Source organism: Paenibacillus paludis, from assembly GCF_042610515.1.
In the GTDB taxonomy this organism is placed as follows: Bacteria; Bacillota; Bacilli; order Paenibacillales; family Paenibacillaceae; genus Paenibacillus_AQ.
Map to the genome: position 1 here is coordinate 18,768 of NZ_JBGJZP010000003.1, position 17,407 is coordinate 36,174.

Consider the following 17,407-nt stretch of genomic DNA (forward strand, 5'->3'; position numbering starts at 1 on the left):
AGCCCGGATTCCCGGCAATCGACAAGTGCCGGGCCATAGCCTACAATGGGTGTTACAAAGTATAAGGAGTAAAGCCCATGCTTCCGATGCCAGTTTTATTCGAAGAACACTCATGGATGCAGCGCTCACAAAACTGTTAGGAGGATTTACTATGACACCCCTGGTAGTCAATAATATTACGGAACTGATCGGCGATACGCCAGCCCTGCGGTTGAACCGCCTGACCGGCCCGGATGATGCAGAAGTGTATGTGAAGCTGGAAATGTTCAACCCCAGCGGCAGCGTGAAAGACCGGGCCGCGTATAATCTGATCCGGCAAGCTGAGCTTGGCGGCTTGCTGAAACCCGGCGGAACCATTATCGAGCCGACGAGCGGAAATACCGGCATCGGGCTGGCGATGAACGCAGCGGCAAAGGGGTATAAGGCGATTCTCATCATGCCGGATAATATGACGAAGGAACGGATCAATATCCTGAAGGCATATGGTGCTGAAGTGGTGCTGACTCCGGCGGCGGAGCGGATGCCGGGCGCAATTGCTAAGGCGCTGGAGCTTGGCGCAGAAATTGCGGACAGCTTCATTCCCCAGCAGTTTGAGAATAAAGCCAATCCGGACATCCACCGCACGACGACGGCACCGGAAATTGTGGCCCAGATGGACGGCAGGCTCGATGTGTTCGTCGCCACCTCCGGAACCGGAGGCACGATTACCGGAACCGGCGAGGTGCTGCGCCGGGAGCTGCCCGGCATCAAGATCGTTGTGGTGGAGCCGCAAGGCTCACCGGTGCTTTCGGGTGGCAAGCCCGGCCCGCATAAGCTTGTCGGAACCAGCCCGGGATTTGTCCCCGCCATCCTGAACACGGATGTATATGATGAAATCGTCCAGGTGTCCGACGAGGGTGCGCTGGAAACAGTCAGAGCGCTGGCCAGCACGGAGGGGATATTGATTGGCCCTTCCGGCGGAGCAGCGGTGTGGACGGCGCTACAGGAAGCGCGGCGTCTGGGGAGCGGCAAACGTGTCCTCTGTATCGCTCCAGATACCGGTGAGCGTTACCTGAGCATGGGGATATTCTAATACTTCTCTGGGGGGAAATGTAGAATGAAGCTTATCCGGGGTATAGTGATTACTTGCGTGCTGCTGACAGGATGTTCTGCGCAAAATGCGGCTAAAGAGGAAGGGACAACGTCCACCTCCTCCCCGTCTGCCGTAGTAGCAAGCGCAACGCCGTCTCCGGCGGTTACGGATGAAGCCAGTGCACCGTTGGTCAACGGAACCGATGGTGGAACAACTTCGAACCCTCCGGCCTCGGCATCAGCATCGAAGGAGTACATGGAGACTGCCAGGCTGCATACCACGTTCGGGTTTGCCGATGCAGAAGGGAAGCATATCCTGATGACCCGGGAAGATGACAGTGAGATGGAACAGATGAAATCCCTGAACACGGCTGTCGGCAATAACGGCCAAATTCTCACGTTAACGTTCGAGAAATGGCAGGCTGGGAGCGAGAACAGTAACGGCCGGGAGTCGGCGAATAATTTTGCCAATCTGCAGGGGGTTGTCTATGCGGTAGATGAAGGCGGCGCGACCCCGGATGAAACCTACTATTTGGCCGATTCCGCTGAGTTTAAGCTCAAGTCGCTGCTTGAAATTCAGCCGGCAGCAGAAGGAAGTGGACAGCTCACCGCTGATGATCCTTTGCGAAAGAGCATTTCTGCGGCTAAACAGCGGGAAATCAAGGCCGCCTGGAAGCTGGCGGATTTGCCGCCGGACCGTGGCCTGTACCTGGTGCAATTCGTGAGACAGAACAAGAACATGCTGTTCAGTCTTGTTGTAGTGGATGGCGGGAAGCTCAAGTTCATGGATTATCCCGCCGTTGTTCAGGAGGATGAATATTCAGTATGGCGTGTAGATGATGGCGGTGAGGTCCTGCCGGAGATGTTCTCGTTGTTATTTGCTGCCGAGACTACAGATGGACTGCTGCTCGGGCTGAATTGGTGGGGCGCAGAGGGGATTAATTCCTTTTTCCTGTCCCAGGATGGGGATACCTTCATAGAGCTGGATATCCAGTACGGCCGTTATACCTCGCCTTTGTAGCTGCTGTAAATGTGTATCTGTGTTGCACAAAGTCCAGCCGTCATGATTCTGTGGCGGGCTGGACTTTTTTCTTGTGCACGAACAGTCGAAGCATACTATAGCCGATCACTCCTCCAAGGGTATTCAGAATGAGATCGTCGACATCAAAGGTACCGATAGAGAGGATAGCCTGTGCACACTCCAATAGCAGACTTAAACCCAGGGAGCGAATCAGTACACGCATCAATGAAATTCTCCGGCCGCTCGACTGGAGTATAAGGAACATGCCATACGGCAGGAATAAAGCGATATTTCCGCCCAGATTGAGCAGTGTGTTACTTGTCAGGTTATCGAGTGTGTTCGATATGGTGGCCAGCGGGATGAAATTGCCCCATTGCATCGCACGGTCGATGTTGTGCGCACTGTGTTGTAATTGTTCCCAGAGAAAGATAAAATTTATGGAGCTGAACTTAAATAAAATGATTTTGAACAATGCATAGACATACAAGGCGAATAAGATCTGCACTGCAATCTCTCTCGTAGCTTGTGTACGCTTCATTTCTTCTCCTCACTTTCTATTGATTACTCCCATGCTCGTCAGGGGAACACGGTCAAAATGACCCCGTCCATATTGTCGCCCGACAGCTCAAAACGGCGGTCAGCCGGCACCGGGATCGGTGTGTTGCCGGTAACGGAATGATACGAAACCTGGTATGGCTCTCCATCCACCGTTGCCGAATAGGTCTGCTGCTCCTTGATGAATTCGAGATACTCTTCCAGTGTGAAATTGTTGTCCTGCATAATTCTGCTGTGCGGCAAACCGACATAGCGGAAATGCCAGGGTTCATACTGAATGCCGGTAATGGCCGTCTTGTCACCCGGGTAGCGTAAAATAAATCCGTATTTCCAGGCATTCTTCTGGAGCCATTTTCCTTCAGGTGCGCTGTTCATCGCCGTCTGTGTAGATCCGATATCCAGTGATAAGCCGAGATTATGCTCACTGTGGCCTGCCGGCAGCGCATATTCGGCACCTTTTTCCTCATAAAGCCGCTTTTGTTCTTCCGTATCCCGGTATCCGCTGCTGATCAGAAAATTCGAAATGCCGTCGGCGGCAGCTGCTTCAATCATCTCTGAGAAGCGCTGCACCACGCTTTGCGACAGCATGATCGTGTTGTCCAGCAGCCCGTATCCTTGCACCAGCTCCTGATGCTCAAACAGGTTGACGATGTCCTTTGTAACTCCTGATTTATGTACTGAATATTTTTTGTTGACGAGTAACAGGTTTCCCTGGTAGATCTGGCTTTTGGAAATAACCGTAAGATCGGTTCGCCCGGGATCCGCTGTGATCACTTTGGACCTCATGTCCTTAAGATCATTTCCTGTGATTTCCGCTTCCTTGTGGACAGCTTCATAGCCCAACAGCATCAGGATGACAAGCCAAAAAACCCACTTCTTTTTTTTCATTTCTGTCTCCTCCTTGTGTTCATTCTTTAAGGATAAGAGAGAGCGTTTAAAAAGAAGTGGGGTAAAAATAAAGTTTTTCTTAAATATATACTAATTTATTGCTGAAACGGATAATAAGCATGTTGAAATCCGTGTAACGAAAAGATTACAGCTACCGTGGAAGCCGAACCTCAAAGAGGGTGCGGATGATGTCACTTTGCACAGAGATGCTGCCGCCATGCTGTTCGACGATATTTTTGGCAATGAACAGGCCGAGTCCAGTTCCGCCTTCTTGGTGGCTGCGGGCCCGGTCTCCGGTATAGAACATATCGAATAGATGGGGCAGTTGTTCTGCAGGGATGCTGCCGCCATAATTGATCACCTGAATGACGATATCCTCCGCCTGCGGACTGCAGCTGACATCCACATACTGGCCATCTTTGCCGTACCGGGCGGCATTGGTCAGCAGATTCTCGAATACGCGTGCCAGCAGCTCACCGTCGCCCTCGATCTCGATCCGGGGAGGGGTATTCAGGCGGGCTGTCAGTCCATTGCTCTCAAAGACAGGATATAATTCCTCATTTAATTGGCTCAGCAGTTCGCTTAGATCAAGCGGCCTTTTGTTGATGGTAAGCATGCCGTAGTTCATTCTGGTGATTTCAAACAGTTCATCAATGAGCTTTTCAAGCCGTTGGGATTTGGTATAGGCGATGGTCGTATAATGTTTGATCTGCTCTGCAGACAGCTGTCCTTCCTTCAGCACGAGATCCAGATATCCCAGCACAGAGGTCAGCGGAGTACGCAGATCATGGGCCAAATTCAAGACCAGCTTGTCCTTGCTGTTTTCGGCAAAATCTCCCCGTTCCACCGCTTTCTGCAGCATTTCGCTCGCCAGATTCAGGTCTGCGGCAATGTCCTCGAACTCGTCGTTCGAGGAGAGAGTAAGCCTGCTTTTGAAATCGCCGTTTGCCAGCAGATGAATATGCTTGGAAATCTCCCGGAAATAGGTGGCATAGGGTTTGGTAAAGAGGAAGAAAAAAAGGATGGCCAGCGGAATAAAAAAGATCAGAAAGAAATTGAGATCTCCGACGCTGCCGATCATATGCCGGAACCGGGCCAGCGAGTCCTCCAGTTTAACCTCTGATTTATAATAAAGCTGAAGCATTTTATACAGCGCAAAGGTAAGGACACCCGAGCAAATCATGCTCATTATCAGCAGCATAATCATTTTAAAGCGGAAGCTGCGGATCATTTTAGCCATTGAATGTATAACCTACTCCCCAAATGGTTTTGATCCATTTATTTTTGTTTTGATCTTCGCCAAGCTTTTTGCGCAGGGTACGGATATGCACCATCACTGTGTTCCCGCTCTCAAAATAGGCTTCACCCCACACCTGCTGGAAGAGCTGCTCGGCACTGAAGACCTTCTTGGGGTAGCTGGCCATAAGGTACAGGATATCGAATTCTTTGGGCGTCAGCTCGATGTTGTTCCCGTATAACGTCACGGTGCGGCAGTCAGGATCAACGATCAAGCCGCCCGCTTCGAGCACAGCCTTGCTGCCGGAGACGGGCCGGCGCAGCTGCATGGAACGGCGCAGCTGCGCGTTCACCCTGGCGACCAGCTCCATGGGATTAAACGGCTTGGTCATATAGTCATCGGCTCCGATTACAAGGCCGGTGATTTTGTCCAGGTCCGAGGTTTTGGCACTCAGGAAGATGATCGGCATCTGGTGCTGCTCGCGGATCTGCCGGGTGACTTCATGCCCGTCCAGGCCGGGCATCATAATATCCAGAATTGCTAAATCAATGGAGTGGGTCTGGACCGCCTGTACGGCAGCTCGTCCGTCAGATACTTTGATCAGATGGTAGCCCTCTTTTTCCAGGTGCAAGGCGACCAGTCCGGCGATCTCGGCATCGTCATCGGCGATTAGAATCGTAATTCGTTTCATTTCATTTTCGCTCCTGTATAAGTTAACATGTAATGTGGACTTCAATTAACGCTTTGCTCCTAGTTTACCTTATCGGTTTAGCTTTCGCGAGCGGCGATTTTCGGTAATGTTAATATTTTAAATACTTATATTTGTAACATTTCAAAGAGGGTATAGCCCGAAAGAGTCATGCCGGCGCTAGCTTGGGAATGCTATTCTATACATTAAGATTTGGGAGGGGACAGCAACGTATACGAGAATCAAGCTGCTTATTCTGCTGCTTCCGACAGTGATGGTCGGTATTTGGGAGATTGTGCGCCACCAGTTTCTGATGCCTTATATCTCTATGGACATGGGGAATTATCTGACGCCTGTGCTTGTATTCCTGTTCAGCATCGTGCTGCTGCTGCCGCTGTTCTCGTTATTGGAACGGAACCAGCGGGAGCTGGAGCAGGAACGGGCGGTCAAAACGGCCATGGAAGCCCGTGAGGGTCTGGCCAAAGAGCTGCATGACGGGATGGCGCAGTCGCTGTTTCTGTTGTCTGTGCGGATTGAGCGTCTGGAGCAGAACCGCAGGAATGGTGAGGTAAGCGGAGAAAGCATTGAGCAGATCAAAAAAACAGTGCATGAGGTCAATTCTTATGTACGCCAGGCTATTGCGAACCTAAAGGTTCCAGTCAGCGTTGTGCAGAACTTCACCCTGGAGCAGTCCGTTAAGGAGCAGCTGGCGCAGATGGCAAGTGAAGTGATGATAGAAGTGTCGCTGGACTGGAGTCTGGATGACGAAGCACTCACTTCCGCTGAAAAGGCGGAGCTGCTGTCCTGCATCCGTGAGGCTATCATTAATGTGCGCAAGCATACACGGGCGGGCAAAGTAGCCATATCCGGGCAAGGCGGCCGGGAGCGTTGGAGAGTAGCTGTCACGGATGACGGTGCAGGTATCCTGCATGAGGACCCTTTTGCAGTGAGCGGAAGTTATGGCCTGCAGATTATGAGAGAACGGGCAGAGCGGATGGGCTGGAGATTATCGCTGGGATCGGATGCCGCCGGGACCCTAGTTGAAATAACGAAAGGGGGAGACGCCGAATGAACCGTTGCCGGGTACTAGTTGTGGACGATCATGCTCATGCGCGTGAGGCGATGTGCGAGATTCTGGCGATGGATGAGCGTTTTGAGGTCATTGGAGCAGTGGCGAGCGGAGCCGAGGCCATGGTCTGGACCGCACAGTGGATGCCGGATCTGATCCTGATTGACATTGAGATGCCGGGGATGGACGGACTGGAGACGACACGGCGGATCAAGCTGGAATACCCTTATGTCAAAATCGTCATCGTGACCGTGTCGGATGAAATCTCCTATCTGTTCGAGGCGCTGAAGCAGGGGGCTCAGGGATATCTGCTGAAGAATCTGGCTCCTTCGACCTGGATCGAATATTTGCTGGCGATTGTCAGTGAGGAGGTTCCGCTGAGCCGGGAGCTGGCTTTTCAGATTCTGAAGGAGTTTGCCGTTACTTCGGTCAAGGAAGAGCGGGAAGCATTAACGGCGCGGGAGAAGGAAATACTGGGCTGTGTCTCCTCCGGTTCCACCAACAGGGAGATTGCGGCTGAACTCGGGATTTCCGAGCATACGGTCAAAAATCATCTGAAAAACATCCTGCAAAAGCTGCAGCTCCAGAACCGTACGCAGCTGACACGGTATGCCCTGGAGCAGGGATTGGCCTCGCGGGAGCGGGATTTTCCGAGGAAACCACAGAGATAACGGCTATTAAGAGGGAACCTGACAGATACCATAGAAACTGAGAAGAGGGGAAATATACACACATGAATAAAATGCTTCGTAAACTGATGACTTTAGCCGCACCTTCCGTGGCAGCACTTATGCTGTTCGCGGCTGTGGCCAGCGCACATGTGACCATTGCTCCGGCAGAATCCAGTACCGGTGCATGGGAGACCTATACACTGAAAGTGCCGTCGGAGAAGGATATCGCTACCGTTCAGGTGGATCTGCGCATCCCGGAGGGGGCGGAGTTCAAGCAATATGAGGCAACACCCGGATGGAATGTAACCATCGAGGGCAATAAAGTCAGCTGGACCGCAACCGGCGAAGGCATTCAAGCCGGACAATTTCAGCGTTTCTACTTCACGGCCAAGAACCCGGATGCCGCAGGCGATATTGCCTGGAATGCCTACCAGCATTATGCTGACGGCAGTTTGGTGCAGTGGTCCGGTGAAGAAGGCTCGGAAACGCCGCATTCCGTTACTTCGATTGTGCAGTCTTCCGGCAACGGGGACAGTCACTCCCACGGATCGGCGGACATGGGTGACTCCATGAGCATGGATGAGCACAAAGCCATTGTGGAGGACCTCGATAAATCCTCAGGTACCTCACCGCTGCTCTATATTGCTCTGGGGATATCATTGCTGTCCTTCTTACTGGCTGCCATCAGTTTGTTAAGAGGGCGGAAGGAATAAGGAAAGACAGATATTTGCGGAATGCAGGTGGAACGTAGCTTGTGTCAAAATTCCAAAGGAATATGCTGTTGCAAAGAAGCTCCGCGCATTGACACTCTCTGTCAAGGGCGCGGAGCTTTTTGGTGTGTATGGCCATGTAGGAGGGAGTCCTATAATTTGGCATGAGTCATCATCCGTCTGAAATAACAGAGAGTACATGCCTTCCAAAGAACGTTTCGCATCACTCTGTGCCCTTGCAGCTGAATATTCAGGATAAGATCTGAAGTGTACGGCATACGGCAGCTAACATATTCTAAAAACAAAAGAGCCTCAGACGATCACCCGTCTGAGGCTCCACTTGCCGGAAGTTGCCTTCCACCAGTATTTAGTTGCTAGGCTGCACGGACACATGTCTGAGAGGTTAGCAGAGCCGCGTCCTGCCGAAATAACTGTATTTTGTGCAATAAAAATGGCCCATATTTGGGGTTTTTAAGTAATAATTGTATTTTGTGCAATTATAAATATCAAATAATACCCGTTTATTCCAAATGCCTCATTTTAAGTGCACACAGTGCAATTATTCTTCGGTTCGACGCAATATCTTGGATTAGAGCTGTATGAAATACAGTTAAATACAAAGCGAACTTAAGAATCTTTTCCCGTGAACCCAACTAAACTTATTTTATGGTATTCACCGGTTTACATTATCTAGTTCTTAAGTTCAGCTTGCACAGTTTACAGACGTTTGCGTTTGTAGAAGGTGATAAACGCTGCTGCAAGCAGAAGCACAACGATGGACACGCCGGTTGTGATGGCTTCGCTTGTGCTGCCCGGTTGCTGCGCACCGCCTGCTCCGCCAAACTCGCCGCCGCCCATGCCGCCACCGCCAAAGCCACCACCGCCGAAGCCGCCGGTCATATCACCGCCAGGACCGTTGCCGCCTTGAAGCATCGCCGGTCCGCCCATGGCACCCGGCGCACCGCCTTGCGCGGCCTGCCCGTCTGCCGGAACTTGCCCCGGTGCAACCGCGCCGATGGCGCCTTGCCCCGGAGCCGCCGCGCCGTTGGCGCCTTGCCCCGGAGCCGCTGCGCCGATGGCACCTTGCCCGGTCGCCGCCGCGCCGATGGCGCCTTGCCCCGGAGCCGTCGCGCCGATGGCGCCTTGCCCCGGAGCCGCTGCGCCGTTGGCGCCTTGCCCGGAAGCCGCCGCACCAGCGCCATTCGCACCCGTTGGCGCCTGCCCGCCTGCGCCGCCAAAGCCGCCGCCTGGACCACCACCTGGACCACCGCCCATGCCGCTTCCTGTTCCGTCACCGGAGGAAGGAAGGGTGCCGTCCAGCTGCTGGGAGACCGAACTGGCCATGGTGGACATGAAGGTCTCCACGGAGATAATTCCACTCTCGTATTGCTCGAACGTGTAGAAGGCGGATGGATCAGCCTTCACGTAGCTGGAGATCATCGTGTCCAGCTCCTGAATCCGCACCTTGAACGTATCGTTCTGCAGATAACCATCCAGCATATCGTGGATCATCTCATGATATTTCGTCTTGTATTCCTCGTTCGCCAGCAGCTTGGCCACCAGCGGACGTTCGGCAAGAGCGCCTTGGGTTGGTTCGTCAATCAGCACATCCGAGCCGCCCATCCCGCCAAAAGCCATATTATAATCCCAAGGCAGGATCGAGAAGATTCCTTCATCTTCATAGAGGTAATAATTCTGCTTGTTTCCTCCAAGGTAGCTGTCCATATTGCCAGTCACGGCATTCAGTGCAATATACCCCAAAGCATCGTCGATATCGATATACTTCTCATAGTCGGTGCCGTTGTTCAGTTCATCCAGCATGTCGACCACAATGTCATCGTTTGATTTTTCGGACTTCAGCTCAAGTCCCGTGTAGAGTGAAGCATCGTCGCCGAGCCAGGTCAAATCACTGCCTTGGCCGGTCATTACACCTTTATATAACGCACCATAGGAATTACCGAAGTTGCGCTCCAGATAGGCGTCGCCGATCTGTTCCACCGCGAGATAGAAACCCTTCAGTTCATCGTTGACGTAGACGTTGACGAAGGAGTATTTAGGTGTCGGAAGACCGATGCTCTCCGCCAGCTCATAGGTCAGAAACTCCCGCATATAGGAGGCATCGCTGTAGTTGTTGTTGAGGTTGATTTTGGTAATGCCGAATAAATTCTGGTTCACATACTCGTCAAAAGAAATCTTGAAGCTGTAACGGTCGGAGTCCGCCATCTGCACAACACTGCGCAGGCTTAAGTTGCCTTTGGTCCGCACGGCCACATTGTCCATTTTGATCCCGTTGTATTCCACGGAGGCTGTCTTGTATTCCTCGGCGCTGGCATTGTCCAGCATATCCTGGAAATCATCCGGGTCCAGGGTGATTTTAACATCAACAACCTTGTCCTTCGGGAACACCTCCGTATCCAGACTTTGTTCCTCGCTTGATACCGCTTTTTCCTGCGTATCCGTAATACTGTTATTGTCCGCAGAAGGATTTGCAATCTGACAACCCGCCATAGCGATAACCAGCAGCAGGCAACAAAGAATCAGCAGGGTCAGCTTACCGCGTGCTTTCATCTTCAGCACCGCCTTTCCTCATTGAATATTCTGTTGCTTCCATAAGGCCGGGACTTAAGATACATAGTCGCCGCTATAGCTGATCAGCAAGGCGTTTTTGACACCTGCAATATCGGAGACGGTGTTTACAAAGCCGCCTTCCTTGTCGTCCAGACGCAGCTCAAGCGTAAGCTCGATATTGCCTGTGGTTACGGTTTTTTGCTTGATGTTGTAACGTTTTACGGCTTTGTTCAGATGGCTGTGCACCTCACGTTCGCTGTCATCGCCTTCACAGTTAAGCACCAGCAGGTACGGAGTTTCGACTGAAGAATGTTTAATGAACAGGAAGAGAATCAGACCGATAATGATCGAGCCGATAATCGCCAGCGTGAAAAATCCTGCACCGGTAACGATCCCTGCAACGGCTGCCCAGAACAGGAAAATCAGATCCGTTGGATCTTTGATCGGCGTTCTGAAACGGACGATGGACAAAGCGCCGACCATACCGAGCGAGAGCACAAGGTTGGAGTTGATGGCGATAATGACAGTTGCGGTGATCATAGTCATGCCCATCAGGGACACGTTGAAGCTTTTGGAGTATAATACGCCGCTGAACACACGTTTGTAGAGCAGGTAGATGAAGAATCCGATCAGAAAAGCGACGCCGAGCGTGATCAGGATTTTGGAGATGCTGATATCGGAAACGAAGTTGTCTACGACCGAATTTTTAATCATATCGGAAAAAGTTGTGGCCGTATCGTTCTCTTGCCCTGCGGTTGCAGCTATAGTCTGCGTGGCCGTGGCTGCCCCCAGTGTGGATAAAATGCTCATTAATAATCCTCCCAAGTATTGGTTTTTAGAAATTTGCGGCAAATGACGTATTTCGAAGCGGATTGCCGGTTTAAACCGTTTAGCTGCAGCGCTATTTTGATGTACTCCGGTATGTATTCATCAAATTTGACCTCGAAAATAATGAAGTTCTCATCAAGCGCCCGGACCGGCTGAAGCTCTTTATCAAAAATGTCCGTCTCATGCAGTCCCGTACGCAGCTCCTTGTCAAAAGTGATCCGCACATTGCCGTTATGGCAGACGTAAGGTTCGCGGACATAATCGACGATCACTTTGGGACGCAGCAAATTGTGGCGCATCTGGTTATAGAGCTCCATAAACAAAGGACTTTGCGGAACGTTCAGCACCTCGTAATTGCCGGCCATAATCTGATCATACATTTCGCGGGTCAGCGGTTCCTTGATCTTGGCGATGTAGTCGTCCATTTTGATTTTTTTCTCAAAGTGTATGACATCGTCCTGTACGTTGTAGATGCGGATCCGGTATTTGGCGCGTTCTCTAAGTCCGCCCAGCTTGTCCGAAAGGGCCGAATTGTTAATATCATCAAAATACAGGCTGCGGATATGGTACTCCCCGCTGTCGTTCGCGTTCTGATCGGTATCTATCAAGCTCTGCAGCCGCTGCCGCAAAATAAGGTATTGATGATAGTTAATGAAAAATTTCAATTCATGCCGGAATTGCAGCTTCTTATTCATCTCACACCCCATTTCTCACTCAAAAGTTTGGCTTTGGTCACCGCTGCGCCTAAAGCTTGCTACTGAACCCATATTAAGTGACGGACCTTATGATTTTCTTAAATCTGCCTGAACGTTAGCTGAAAGTTTTTACATTGCGTTAACAAATGACGCCGTTATGTGAGGTTTTAGGGAGGGTTATTTGACTTCTGTCTATGAGGGAGGCTATCTTTTATAGACAGAAAGCTAGAATCCGGACTGTTGTTTATTGGAAATCAAGCGATGAGGGAGGGATGGGCATGAAGGATTTTAAAGTGTTGATTATTGTTGTAATCATCGTAGTTGTATTGGTCTTGCTGGCCCTTGGCCTGGAATGGCTTAAATCGGAGCGGACTGCCCGACCTGGAGAAAGCAGTGCTCCGTATGATCTGGTCACTACCTTTAAGGAAGATGCGGAGACCAGCCGTGCGTTCACCTGGTTTACCGGAGATCCGGGCGCGGAGGGACGGCTTGAGGTTGTGAAAGGAAAAAGCGCCGCATTTACAGCAGGAAATGTTGTCAAGGTGCAGGCTATAGACAGCGTGATCAAAACAGATGATGGCAAAAGAGGCGTACATAAAGCTGAAGTGACCGGGCTTGAGCCGGGAACGCTGTATACCTATAGGGCAGGCAGCGGGAAAGAAGGCGAATGGAGCACAGCAGCTACGTTCACCACGGCGGAAGCGGACAGCGAGAGCGTAACCTTTATCAATGTAACCGATTCGCAAGGGGAGACGGCGGCGGATTTTAAATTATGGGGCAATACGCTGGACAAGGCGTTCCAGACCTTCCCGGCGGCGAAATTTATCGTACATAACGGGGATTTGACGGAAGAGCCGGAGGATTCAGGTGCATGGGATGACTTTTTCGGCAATGTGCAGGGGTGGGTGCCGGGCATTCCGCTGATGCCTGTCACCGGCAACCATGATGAGGTCGACGGGCAGGCAGCAAGCTTTACTTCGCATTTCAACCTTCCGGATAACGGTGACCCGGAATCCATTGCCGGAACCTCATATTCTTTTGATTATGGACCTGTGCATGTGACGGTGCTGAATACGGAGAGCCACCTGAAGAGCCAGGCCAAGTGGCTGAAGAAGGATCTGGCCCTTACAGATAAACCGTGGAAAATCGTAGCGCTGCACCGTCCGGCATATGGCGGGAACATGTATAAGAAGCTGGAGGACTGGACAGAGATATTTGACAAGTATAGGGTTGATCTGGTGCTCCAGGGACATAATCATGAATATTCCAGATCATATCCGCTGCTTGCCGGAAAAGTCGTCCCGCAGGGCGGGAATTCTGCAGGTACCGGAGGAGGAACGGTGTACGTGGTGACCAACGCCTCCGGCGCAAAATTCAACGAGAAGAAAGAGGATCAGTACTATCATCAGGTTCATTTCCAGAACAATAAGCAGATGTACGCCGGAATTACGGTCAGCGGAAATACATTGAGCTATCAGGCCTATGATGTGGATGGCAACAAACTCGACGAGTTTCTGTTGAAGCATTAAGATAGTAAGACTCTTCTGACATTCCGTCAGGAGAGTTTTTTACTATAAATGTAATAATTAGTGTGAAAATGGTACGATAACAGAAGACGGAATTCTCCAAGTTTGAACCATTTTCCCTCACTATGAATCCTGCTTACACTCTATAATGAAAGCGTTAACAAAGTAAAGCAATCATAGGAGGCGTGGTTCGTGATTCGTAACCGTATCCGAAGAATGGGATTAATTGTCCTGCTGGCCGCGATGTCTAGCTCTTTGTTTACCGCCTTTCCGGCGGCTGCCCATGCTGCTGCAAGTGAAGCTTACAACTGGAAAAGTGTCGTCACCGGTGCGGGCGGAGGGTTTGTGCCGGGCATTATTTTTAACCAAACTGAACCGAATCTGATCTATGCGCGTACCGACATCGGGGGCGCCTACCGCTGGAATCAGGCCACTGGCAGCTGGATTTCCATCAGTGATGCCGTGGGCTGGGTCGACTGGAACAAGAACGGGGTGGATGCGCTGGCTACAGACCCTGTCGATCCGGACAAAGTATACATGGCTACCGGCACGTACACGAACCACTGGGATGACAACGGGCAGATTATGCGTTCCAGCGACCGGGGCAATACGTGGCAGACGACAGCGCTGCCGTTCAAGGTTGGCGGCAATATGCCCGGCCGTTCGGCCGGTGAGCGTCTGGTTATCGACCCCAATAAGAACAACATCCTGTTCTTCGGGGCACGCAGCGGCAACGGGTTGTGGAAAAGTACGGACTCGGGAGTAACCTGGTCCAAAGTAAGCTCTTTTCCTAATGTAGGCACTTATATTCAGAACCCGACGCTCGATTATGGCAATGACCTCGTCGGATTATCCTGGATTACTTTTGACAAAAGCACAGGCACACCCGGCAGTGCTACGGGAACAATTTATGTCGGCGTAGCGGATACGGCAAGCAGCGTGTACCGCAGCACCGACGGCGGCGTTACCTGGTCCGCGCTTCCCGGACAGCCCACCGGTTTTCTGCCTCATCATGGCGTGCTTTCCTCAACCGGGGATCTGTACATTACGTACAGCAATGGCGTAGGACCCTATGACGGCAGCAAAGGTGAAGTCTGGAAATTTAATAAAACCAGCGGTGCCTGGACGAATATCAGCCCGACGACCGGAACGGATAATTGGTACGGCTTCGGAGGACTTGCTGTCGATGCCCAGAATCCGAATACGCTGATGGTCTCCAGTCTGAATGCCTGGTGGCCGGATGAGGTTATTTTCCGCAGTACGAACGGCGGAGCGACTTGGAGCCGGATCTGGGATTGGGGCAACTATCCGGAACGGACCTATAAATTCGCAATGAACATTACCGCAGCACCTTGGCTGGATCATGGAACGACCTCCACTTCACTTGATCCTTCACCAAAGCTCGGCTGGATGATGGGAGACCTGGAGATTGACCCGTTCAACTCCAACCGGATGATGTACGGAACAGGAGCTACAATCTACGGCTCGAATAACCTGACTGCTTGGGATACGGGCGGCAAGGTCAATATTTCGGTCATGGCCAAGGGCGTAGAGGAGACTGCTGTGCTCGGACTGATCAGCCCGCCGTCGGGAAGTGCGCATCTGATCACGGCGCTTGGTGACGTCTCCGGCTTCCGGTATGAAGATGTGACCCAGGCACCGGTCAAGTTCCAAACGAGCCCTTCCTGGGCGACAACGACAAGTATTGATTATGCGGAGCTCAGTCCGGCGTTCGTTGTGCGCGTTGGCGGAGCCGATAAGGAAAAGACACCGAGCATGAAATCGCTTGGGATTTCGAATGACGGCGGTTCTAATTGGTATATGCCGAATGCCGAACCGTCGAATGGAACCAAAACAACGGCAGGACAAGGCCAGGTCGCCGTATCTGCCAGCGGCAATGCCATCCTGTGGAGTACCTCCGATATCGGTGTCTATTACACCAAATCGTCGGGCAACTCCTGGACGGCAAGCAGCGGGGTACCGGCCGGAGCCAAAATCGCTTCCGACCGTGTAAACGCGAACAAGTTCTATGCGTTCTATGCAGGAATCTTCTATGTCAGTGTGGACGGCGGAGCTACCTTTACCGCTACGCCGGCAGCGGGTTTCCCGACGAATAATGTAGACGGCCTGCAGCCGAACCAGGCTCAGATCAGCTTGAAGGCAGTGCCGGGCATTGAAGGCGATATCTGGCTGGCCGGAGGCAATACAGTCGAGAACAAATACGGTTTATGGCATTCTGTGAATTCGGGAACCAGCTTCACCAAGCTGTCTAATGTCGAGGAAGCTGATCTGATCGGTTACGGTAAGGCCGCACCGGGCCAGAGCTATATGTCACTATATACGGTTGCTCAAATCGATGGCGTCAGAGGCGTCTTCCGCTCCGATGATGTTGGCGCATCTTGGGTACGGATCAATGATGACGCCCACCAGTATGCGAAAATCAACATGGCCATAACCGGTGATCCGCGGATATACGGCCGGGTATATCTCGGAACAAACGGCCGGGGCACACTCTATGCTGATCCGGTGAATCCTCCGGCTCCCGGATCCACCATTACGCCGGTCACGGCCAGCTTCGATAAGAAGACGGCGAATCAGGCGGATGTGGCCGTAACACTGACGCTGAACGGGAACACGTTAAGCGCGATCAAGAACGGAACGGCAACATTGACTGCCGGAACGGATTATACCGTTAGCGGCACAGCAGTCACGATCAAGAAAGGTTATTTGGCCGCGCAGCCGGTGGGCACAACAACGCTGAGCTTTAATTTCAGCGCCGGAGCCGCCCAGTCGCTGGCGGTTGCTGTAGTGGATACGACGGCAGCGAGCAACTCGGCGATTACGCCGGTCACGGCCAGCTTCGACAAGAAGACGGCGAATCAGGCGGATGTGGCCGTAACACTGACGCTGAACGGGAACACGTTAAGCGCGATCAAGAACGGAAAGGCAACATTGACTGCCGGAACGGATTATACCGTTAGCGGCGCAGCAGTCACGATCAAGAAAGGTTATTTGGCCTCGCAGCCGGTGGGCACAACAACGCTGAGCTTTAATTTCAGCGCCGGAGCCGCCCAGTCGCTGGCGGTTGCCGTAGTGGATACGACGGCAGCGAGCAACTCGGCGATTACGCCGGTCACGGCCAGCTTCGACAAGAAGACGGAGAATCAGGCGGATGTGGCCGTAACGCTGACGCTGAACGGGAACACGTTAAGCACGATCAAGAACGGAACGGCAACGTTGACTGCCGGAACGGATTATACCGTTAGCGGCACAGCAGTCACGATCAAGAAAGGTTATCTGGCGGCACAGCCGGTGGGTACAACAACGCTGAGCTTCAATTTCAGCGCCGGGGCCGCCCAGTCGCTGGCAGTTGCCGTAGTGGATACTTCTGTGGTTGTGACCGGTGGTCTTAAGGTCCAAATGTATAATGGCAGCACAGCGGCTTCGGCGAATGTCTTGAATCCGCGGATCAAACTGCTGAATACGGGCACCAGCGCCGTTTCGCTGGCGGATGTGAAGATCAGATATTATTACACGATTGACGGCGAGCAGCCGCAAAGCTTCTTCTGCGATTGGTCACAGGCCGGCAGTGCGAATGTTACCGGCACCTTTGTGAAACTCCCGGCAGCCACAACCGGGGCGGATTATTATTTGGAGCTGGGTTTCACAAGCGCAGCGGGTTCCCTGGCAGCAGGGGAGGGCCTGGATATCCAGATGCGGGCATCCAAGGCGGATTGGAGCAATTATACCCAGACTGGAGATTATTCCTTTAACGCGTCAGGTTCGGGTTATGCGGATTGGGCTGGCGTTCCGGCCTATCTCTCCGGCAGCCTGGTATGGGGGAATGAACCTTCCTGATCTGATCCGGCCGCAACCCGGA

The 17,407-nt window shown here is 52.2% G+C and carries 14 protein-coding genes; 7 read left to right on the plus strand and 7 right to left on the minus strand.

Annotated features, from left to right (window positions below):
- Window positions 1–151 precede the first annotated feature (151 nt).
- Window positions 152–1,072 carry a cysteine synthase A gene (cysK, locus tag ACAN56_RS06620; RefSeq protein WP_379141473.1) on the plus strand — a complete coding sequence of 307 codons (921 nt, stop codon included), beginning with the start codon at window positions 152–154 and terminating at the stop codon, window positions 1,070–1,072.
- Window positions 1,073–1,096: 24 nt separating this feature from the next.
- Window positions 1,097–2,092, plus strand: coding sequence for a DUF3558 domain-containing protein (locus ACAN56_RS06625; protein WP_052092015.1), 996 nt, complete (start codon window positions 1,097–1,099; stop codon window positions 2,090–2,092).
- A 40-nt stretch (window positions 2,093–2,132) separates the two neighbouring features.
- Here the strand turns inward: ACAN56_RS06625 and ACAN56_RS06630 are convergent, their stop codons facing one another.
- From ACAN56_RS06630 to ACAN56_RS06645, 4 genes are all read right to left on the minus strand, one after another.
- A complete protein-coding gene (locus tag ACAN56_RS06630) occupies window positions 2,133–2,630 on the minus strand; it encodes a VanZ family protein (protein ID WP_038590242.1) in 498 nt (165 codons plus the stop codon).
- Window positions 2,631–2,668: 38 nt separating this feature from the next.
- Window positions 2,669–3,535 (minus strand): D-Ala-D-Ala carboxypeptidase VanY, encoded by an 867-nt coding sequence (locus tag ACAN56_RS06635; RefSeq protein ID WP_038590245.1) that lies wholly within the window; start codon window positions 3,533–3,535, stop codon window positions 2,669–2,671.
- 151 nt (window positions 3,536–3,686) lie between these two features.
- Entirely contained in the window at window positions 3,687–4,775 is a 1,089-nt protein-coding gene (locus ACAN56_RS06640) for a sensor histidine kinase (RefSeq protein WP_038590249.1), read from the minus strand.
- Window positions 4,768–5,463, minus strand: a complete 696-nt coding sequence (locus tag ACAN56_RS06645; RefSeq protein ID WP_379141478.1) for a response regulator transcription factor — start codon at window positions 5,461–5,463, stop codon at window positions 4,768–4,770. The genes ACAN56_RS06640 and ACAN56_RS06645 overlap by 8 nt, the downstream gene beginning before the upstream one ends.
- 271 nt (window positions 5,464–5,734) lie before the next feature.
- On the opposite strand from ACAN56_RS06645, the gene ACAN56_RS06650 reads away from it, so the two are divergent.
- The 3 genes from ACAN56_RS06650 to ACAN56_RS06660 all read left to right on the plus strand — a co-directional run bounded on the left by ACAN56_RS06650 (window position 5,735) and on the right by ACAN56_RS06660 (window position 7,913).
- Entirely contained in the window at window positions 5,735–6,532 is a 798-nt protein-coding gene (locus tag ACAN56_RS06650; RefSeq protein ID WP_052092016.1) for a sensor histidine kinase, read from the plus strand.
- Entirely contained in the window at window positions 6,529–7,200 is a 672-nt protein-coding gene (locus ACAN56_RS06655) for a response regulator (RefSeq protein ID WP_379141480.1), read from the plus strand. The genes ACAN56_RS06650 and ACAN56_RS06655 overlap by 4 nt, the downstream gene beginning before the upstream one ends.
- A gap of 62 nt (window positions 7,201–7,262) precedes the next feature.
- Window positions 7,263–7,913, plus strand: coding sequence for a YcnI family copper-binding membrane protein (locus tag ACAN56_RS06660; protein WP_379141482.1), 651 nt, complete (start codon window positions 7,263–7,265; stop codon window positions 7,911–7,913).
- A 714-nt stretch (window positions 7,914–8,627) separates the two neighbouring features.
- On the opposite strand, the gene ACAN56_RS06665 is transcribed toward ACAN56_RS06660, so the two are convergent.
- The 3 genes from ACAN56_RS06665 to ACAN56_RS06675 all read right to left on the minus strand — a co-directional run bounded on the left by ACAN56_RS06665 (window position 8,628) and on the right by ACAN56_RS06675 (window position 12,001).
- Window positions 8,628–10,478, minus strand: coding sequence for a CotH kinase family protein (locus ACAN56_RS06665; RefSeq protein WP_379141484.1), 1,851 nt, complete (start codon window positions 10,476–10,478; stop codon window positions 8,628–8,630).
- Between the two features lie 54 nt (window positions 10,479–10,532).
- Window positions 10,533–11,192: a DUF4956 domain-containing protein gene (locus tag ACAN56_RS06670; RefSeq protein ID WP_379142037.1), complete on the minus strand. Its 660-nt coding sequence runs from the start codon at window positions 11,190–11,192 to the stop codon at window positions 10,533–10,535.
- Between the two features lie 95 nt (window positions 11,193–11,287).
- Window positions 11,288–12,001, minus strand: coding sequence for a polyphosphate polymerase domain-containing protein (locus tag ACAN56_RS06675; RefSeq protein WP_038590263.1), 714 nt, complete (start codon window positions 11,999–12,001; stop codon window positions 11,288–11,290).
- Between the two features lie 278 nt (window positions 12,002–12,279).
- Between ACAN56_RS06675 and ACAN56_RS06680 the strand changes: the two genes are divergently transcribed.
- Together ACAN56_RS06680 and ACAN56_RS06685 are read left to right on the plus strand one after the other, a co-directional pair.
- Window positions 12,280–13,530, plus strand: coding sequence for a purple acid phosphatase family protein (locus tag ACAN56_RS06680; RefSeq protein ID WP_379141486.1), 1,251 nt, complete (start codon window positions 12,280–12,282; stop codon window positions 13,528–13,530).
- A gap of 213 nt (window positions 13,531–13,743) precedes the next feature.
- Window positions 13,744–17,385, plus strand: coding sequence for a X2-like carbohydrate binding domain-containing protein (locus ACAN56_RS06685; protein ID WP_379142039.1), 3,642 nt, complete (start codon window positions 13,744–13,746; stop codon window positions 17,383–17,385).
- The last annotated feature ends 22 nt before the right edge of the window (window positions 17,386–17,407 follow it).

What these genes read in the sequence shown, in the direction of transcription:
- ACAN56_RS06680 (WP_379141486.1), top strand. Translation starts at nt 12,280, where the DNA reads ATGAAGGATTTTAAAGTGTTGATTATTGTTGTAATCATCGTAGTTGTA.
- ACAN56_RS06640 (WP_038590249.1), bottom strand. Translation starts at nt 4,775, where the DNA reads ATGGCTAAAATGATCCGCAGCTTCCGCTTTAAAATGATTATGCTGCTG.
- cysK (WP_379141473.1), top strand. Translation starts at nt 152, where the DNA reads ATGACACCCCTGGTAGTCAATAATATTACGGAACTGATCGGCGATACG.
- ACAN56_RS06650 (WP_052092016.1), top strand. Translation starts at nt 5,735, where the DNA reads ATGGTCGGTATTTGGGAGATTGTGCGCCACCAGTTTCTGATGCCTTAT.
- ACAN56_RS06625 (WP_052092015.1), top strand. Translation starts at nt 1,097, where the DNA reads ATGAAGCTTATCCGGGGTATAGTGATTACTTGCGTGCTGCTGACAGGA.
- ACAN56_RS06665 (WP_379141484.1), bottom strand. Translation starts at nt 10,478, where the DNA reads ATGAAAGCACGCGGTAAGCTGACCCTGCTGATTCTTTGTTGCCTGCTG.
- ACAN56_RS06655 (WP_379141480.1), top strand. Translation starts at nt 6,529, where the DNA reads ATGAACCGTTGCCGGGTACTAGTTGTGGACGATCATGCTCATGCGCGT.
- ACAN56_RS06630 (WP_038590242.1), bottom strand. Translation starts at nt 2,630, where the DNA reads ATGAAGCGTACACAAGCTACGAGAGAGATTGCAGTGCAGATCTTATTC.
- ACAN56_RS06675 (WP_038590263.1), bottom strand. Translation starts at nt 12,001, where the DNA reads ATGAATAAGAAGCTGCAATTCCGGCATGAATTGAAATTTTTCATTAAC.
- ACAN56_RS06660 (WP_379141482.1), top strand. Translation starts at nt 7,263, where the DNA reads ATGAATAAAATGCTTCGTAAACTGATGACTTTAGCCGCACCTTCCGTG.
- ACAN56_RS06670 (WP_379142037.1), bottom strand. Translation starts at nt 11,192, where the DNA reads ATGATTAAAAATTCGGTCGTAGACAACTTCGTTTCCGATATCAGCATC.
- ACAN56_RS06645 (WP_379141478.1), bottom strand. Translation starts at nt 5,463, where the DNA reads ATGAAACGAATTACGATTCTAATCGCCGATGACGATGCCGAGATCGCC.
- ACAN56_RS06685 (WP_379142039.1), top strand. Translation starts at nt 13,744, where the DNA reads ATGGGATTAATTGTCCTGCTGGCCGCGATGTCTAGCTCTTTGTTTACC.
- ACAN56_RS06635 (WP_038590245.1), bottom strand. Translation starts at nt 3,535, where the DNA reads ATGAAAAAAAAGAAGTGGGTTTTTTGGCTTGTCATCCTGATGCTGTTG.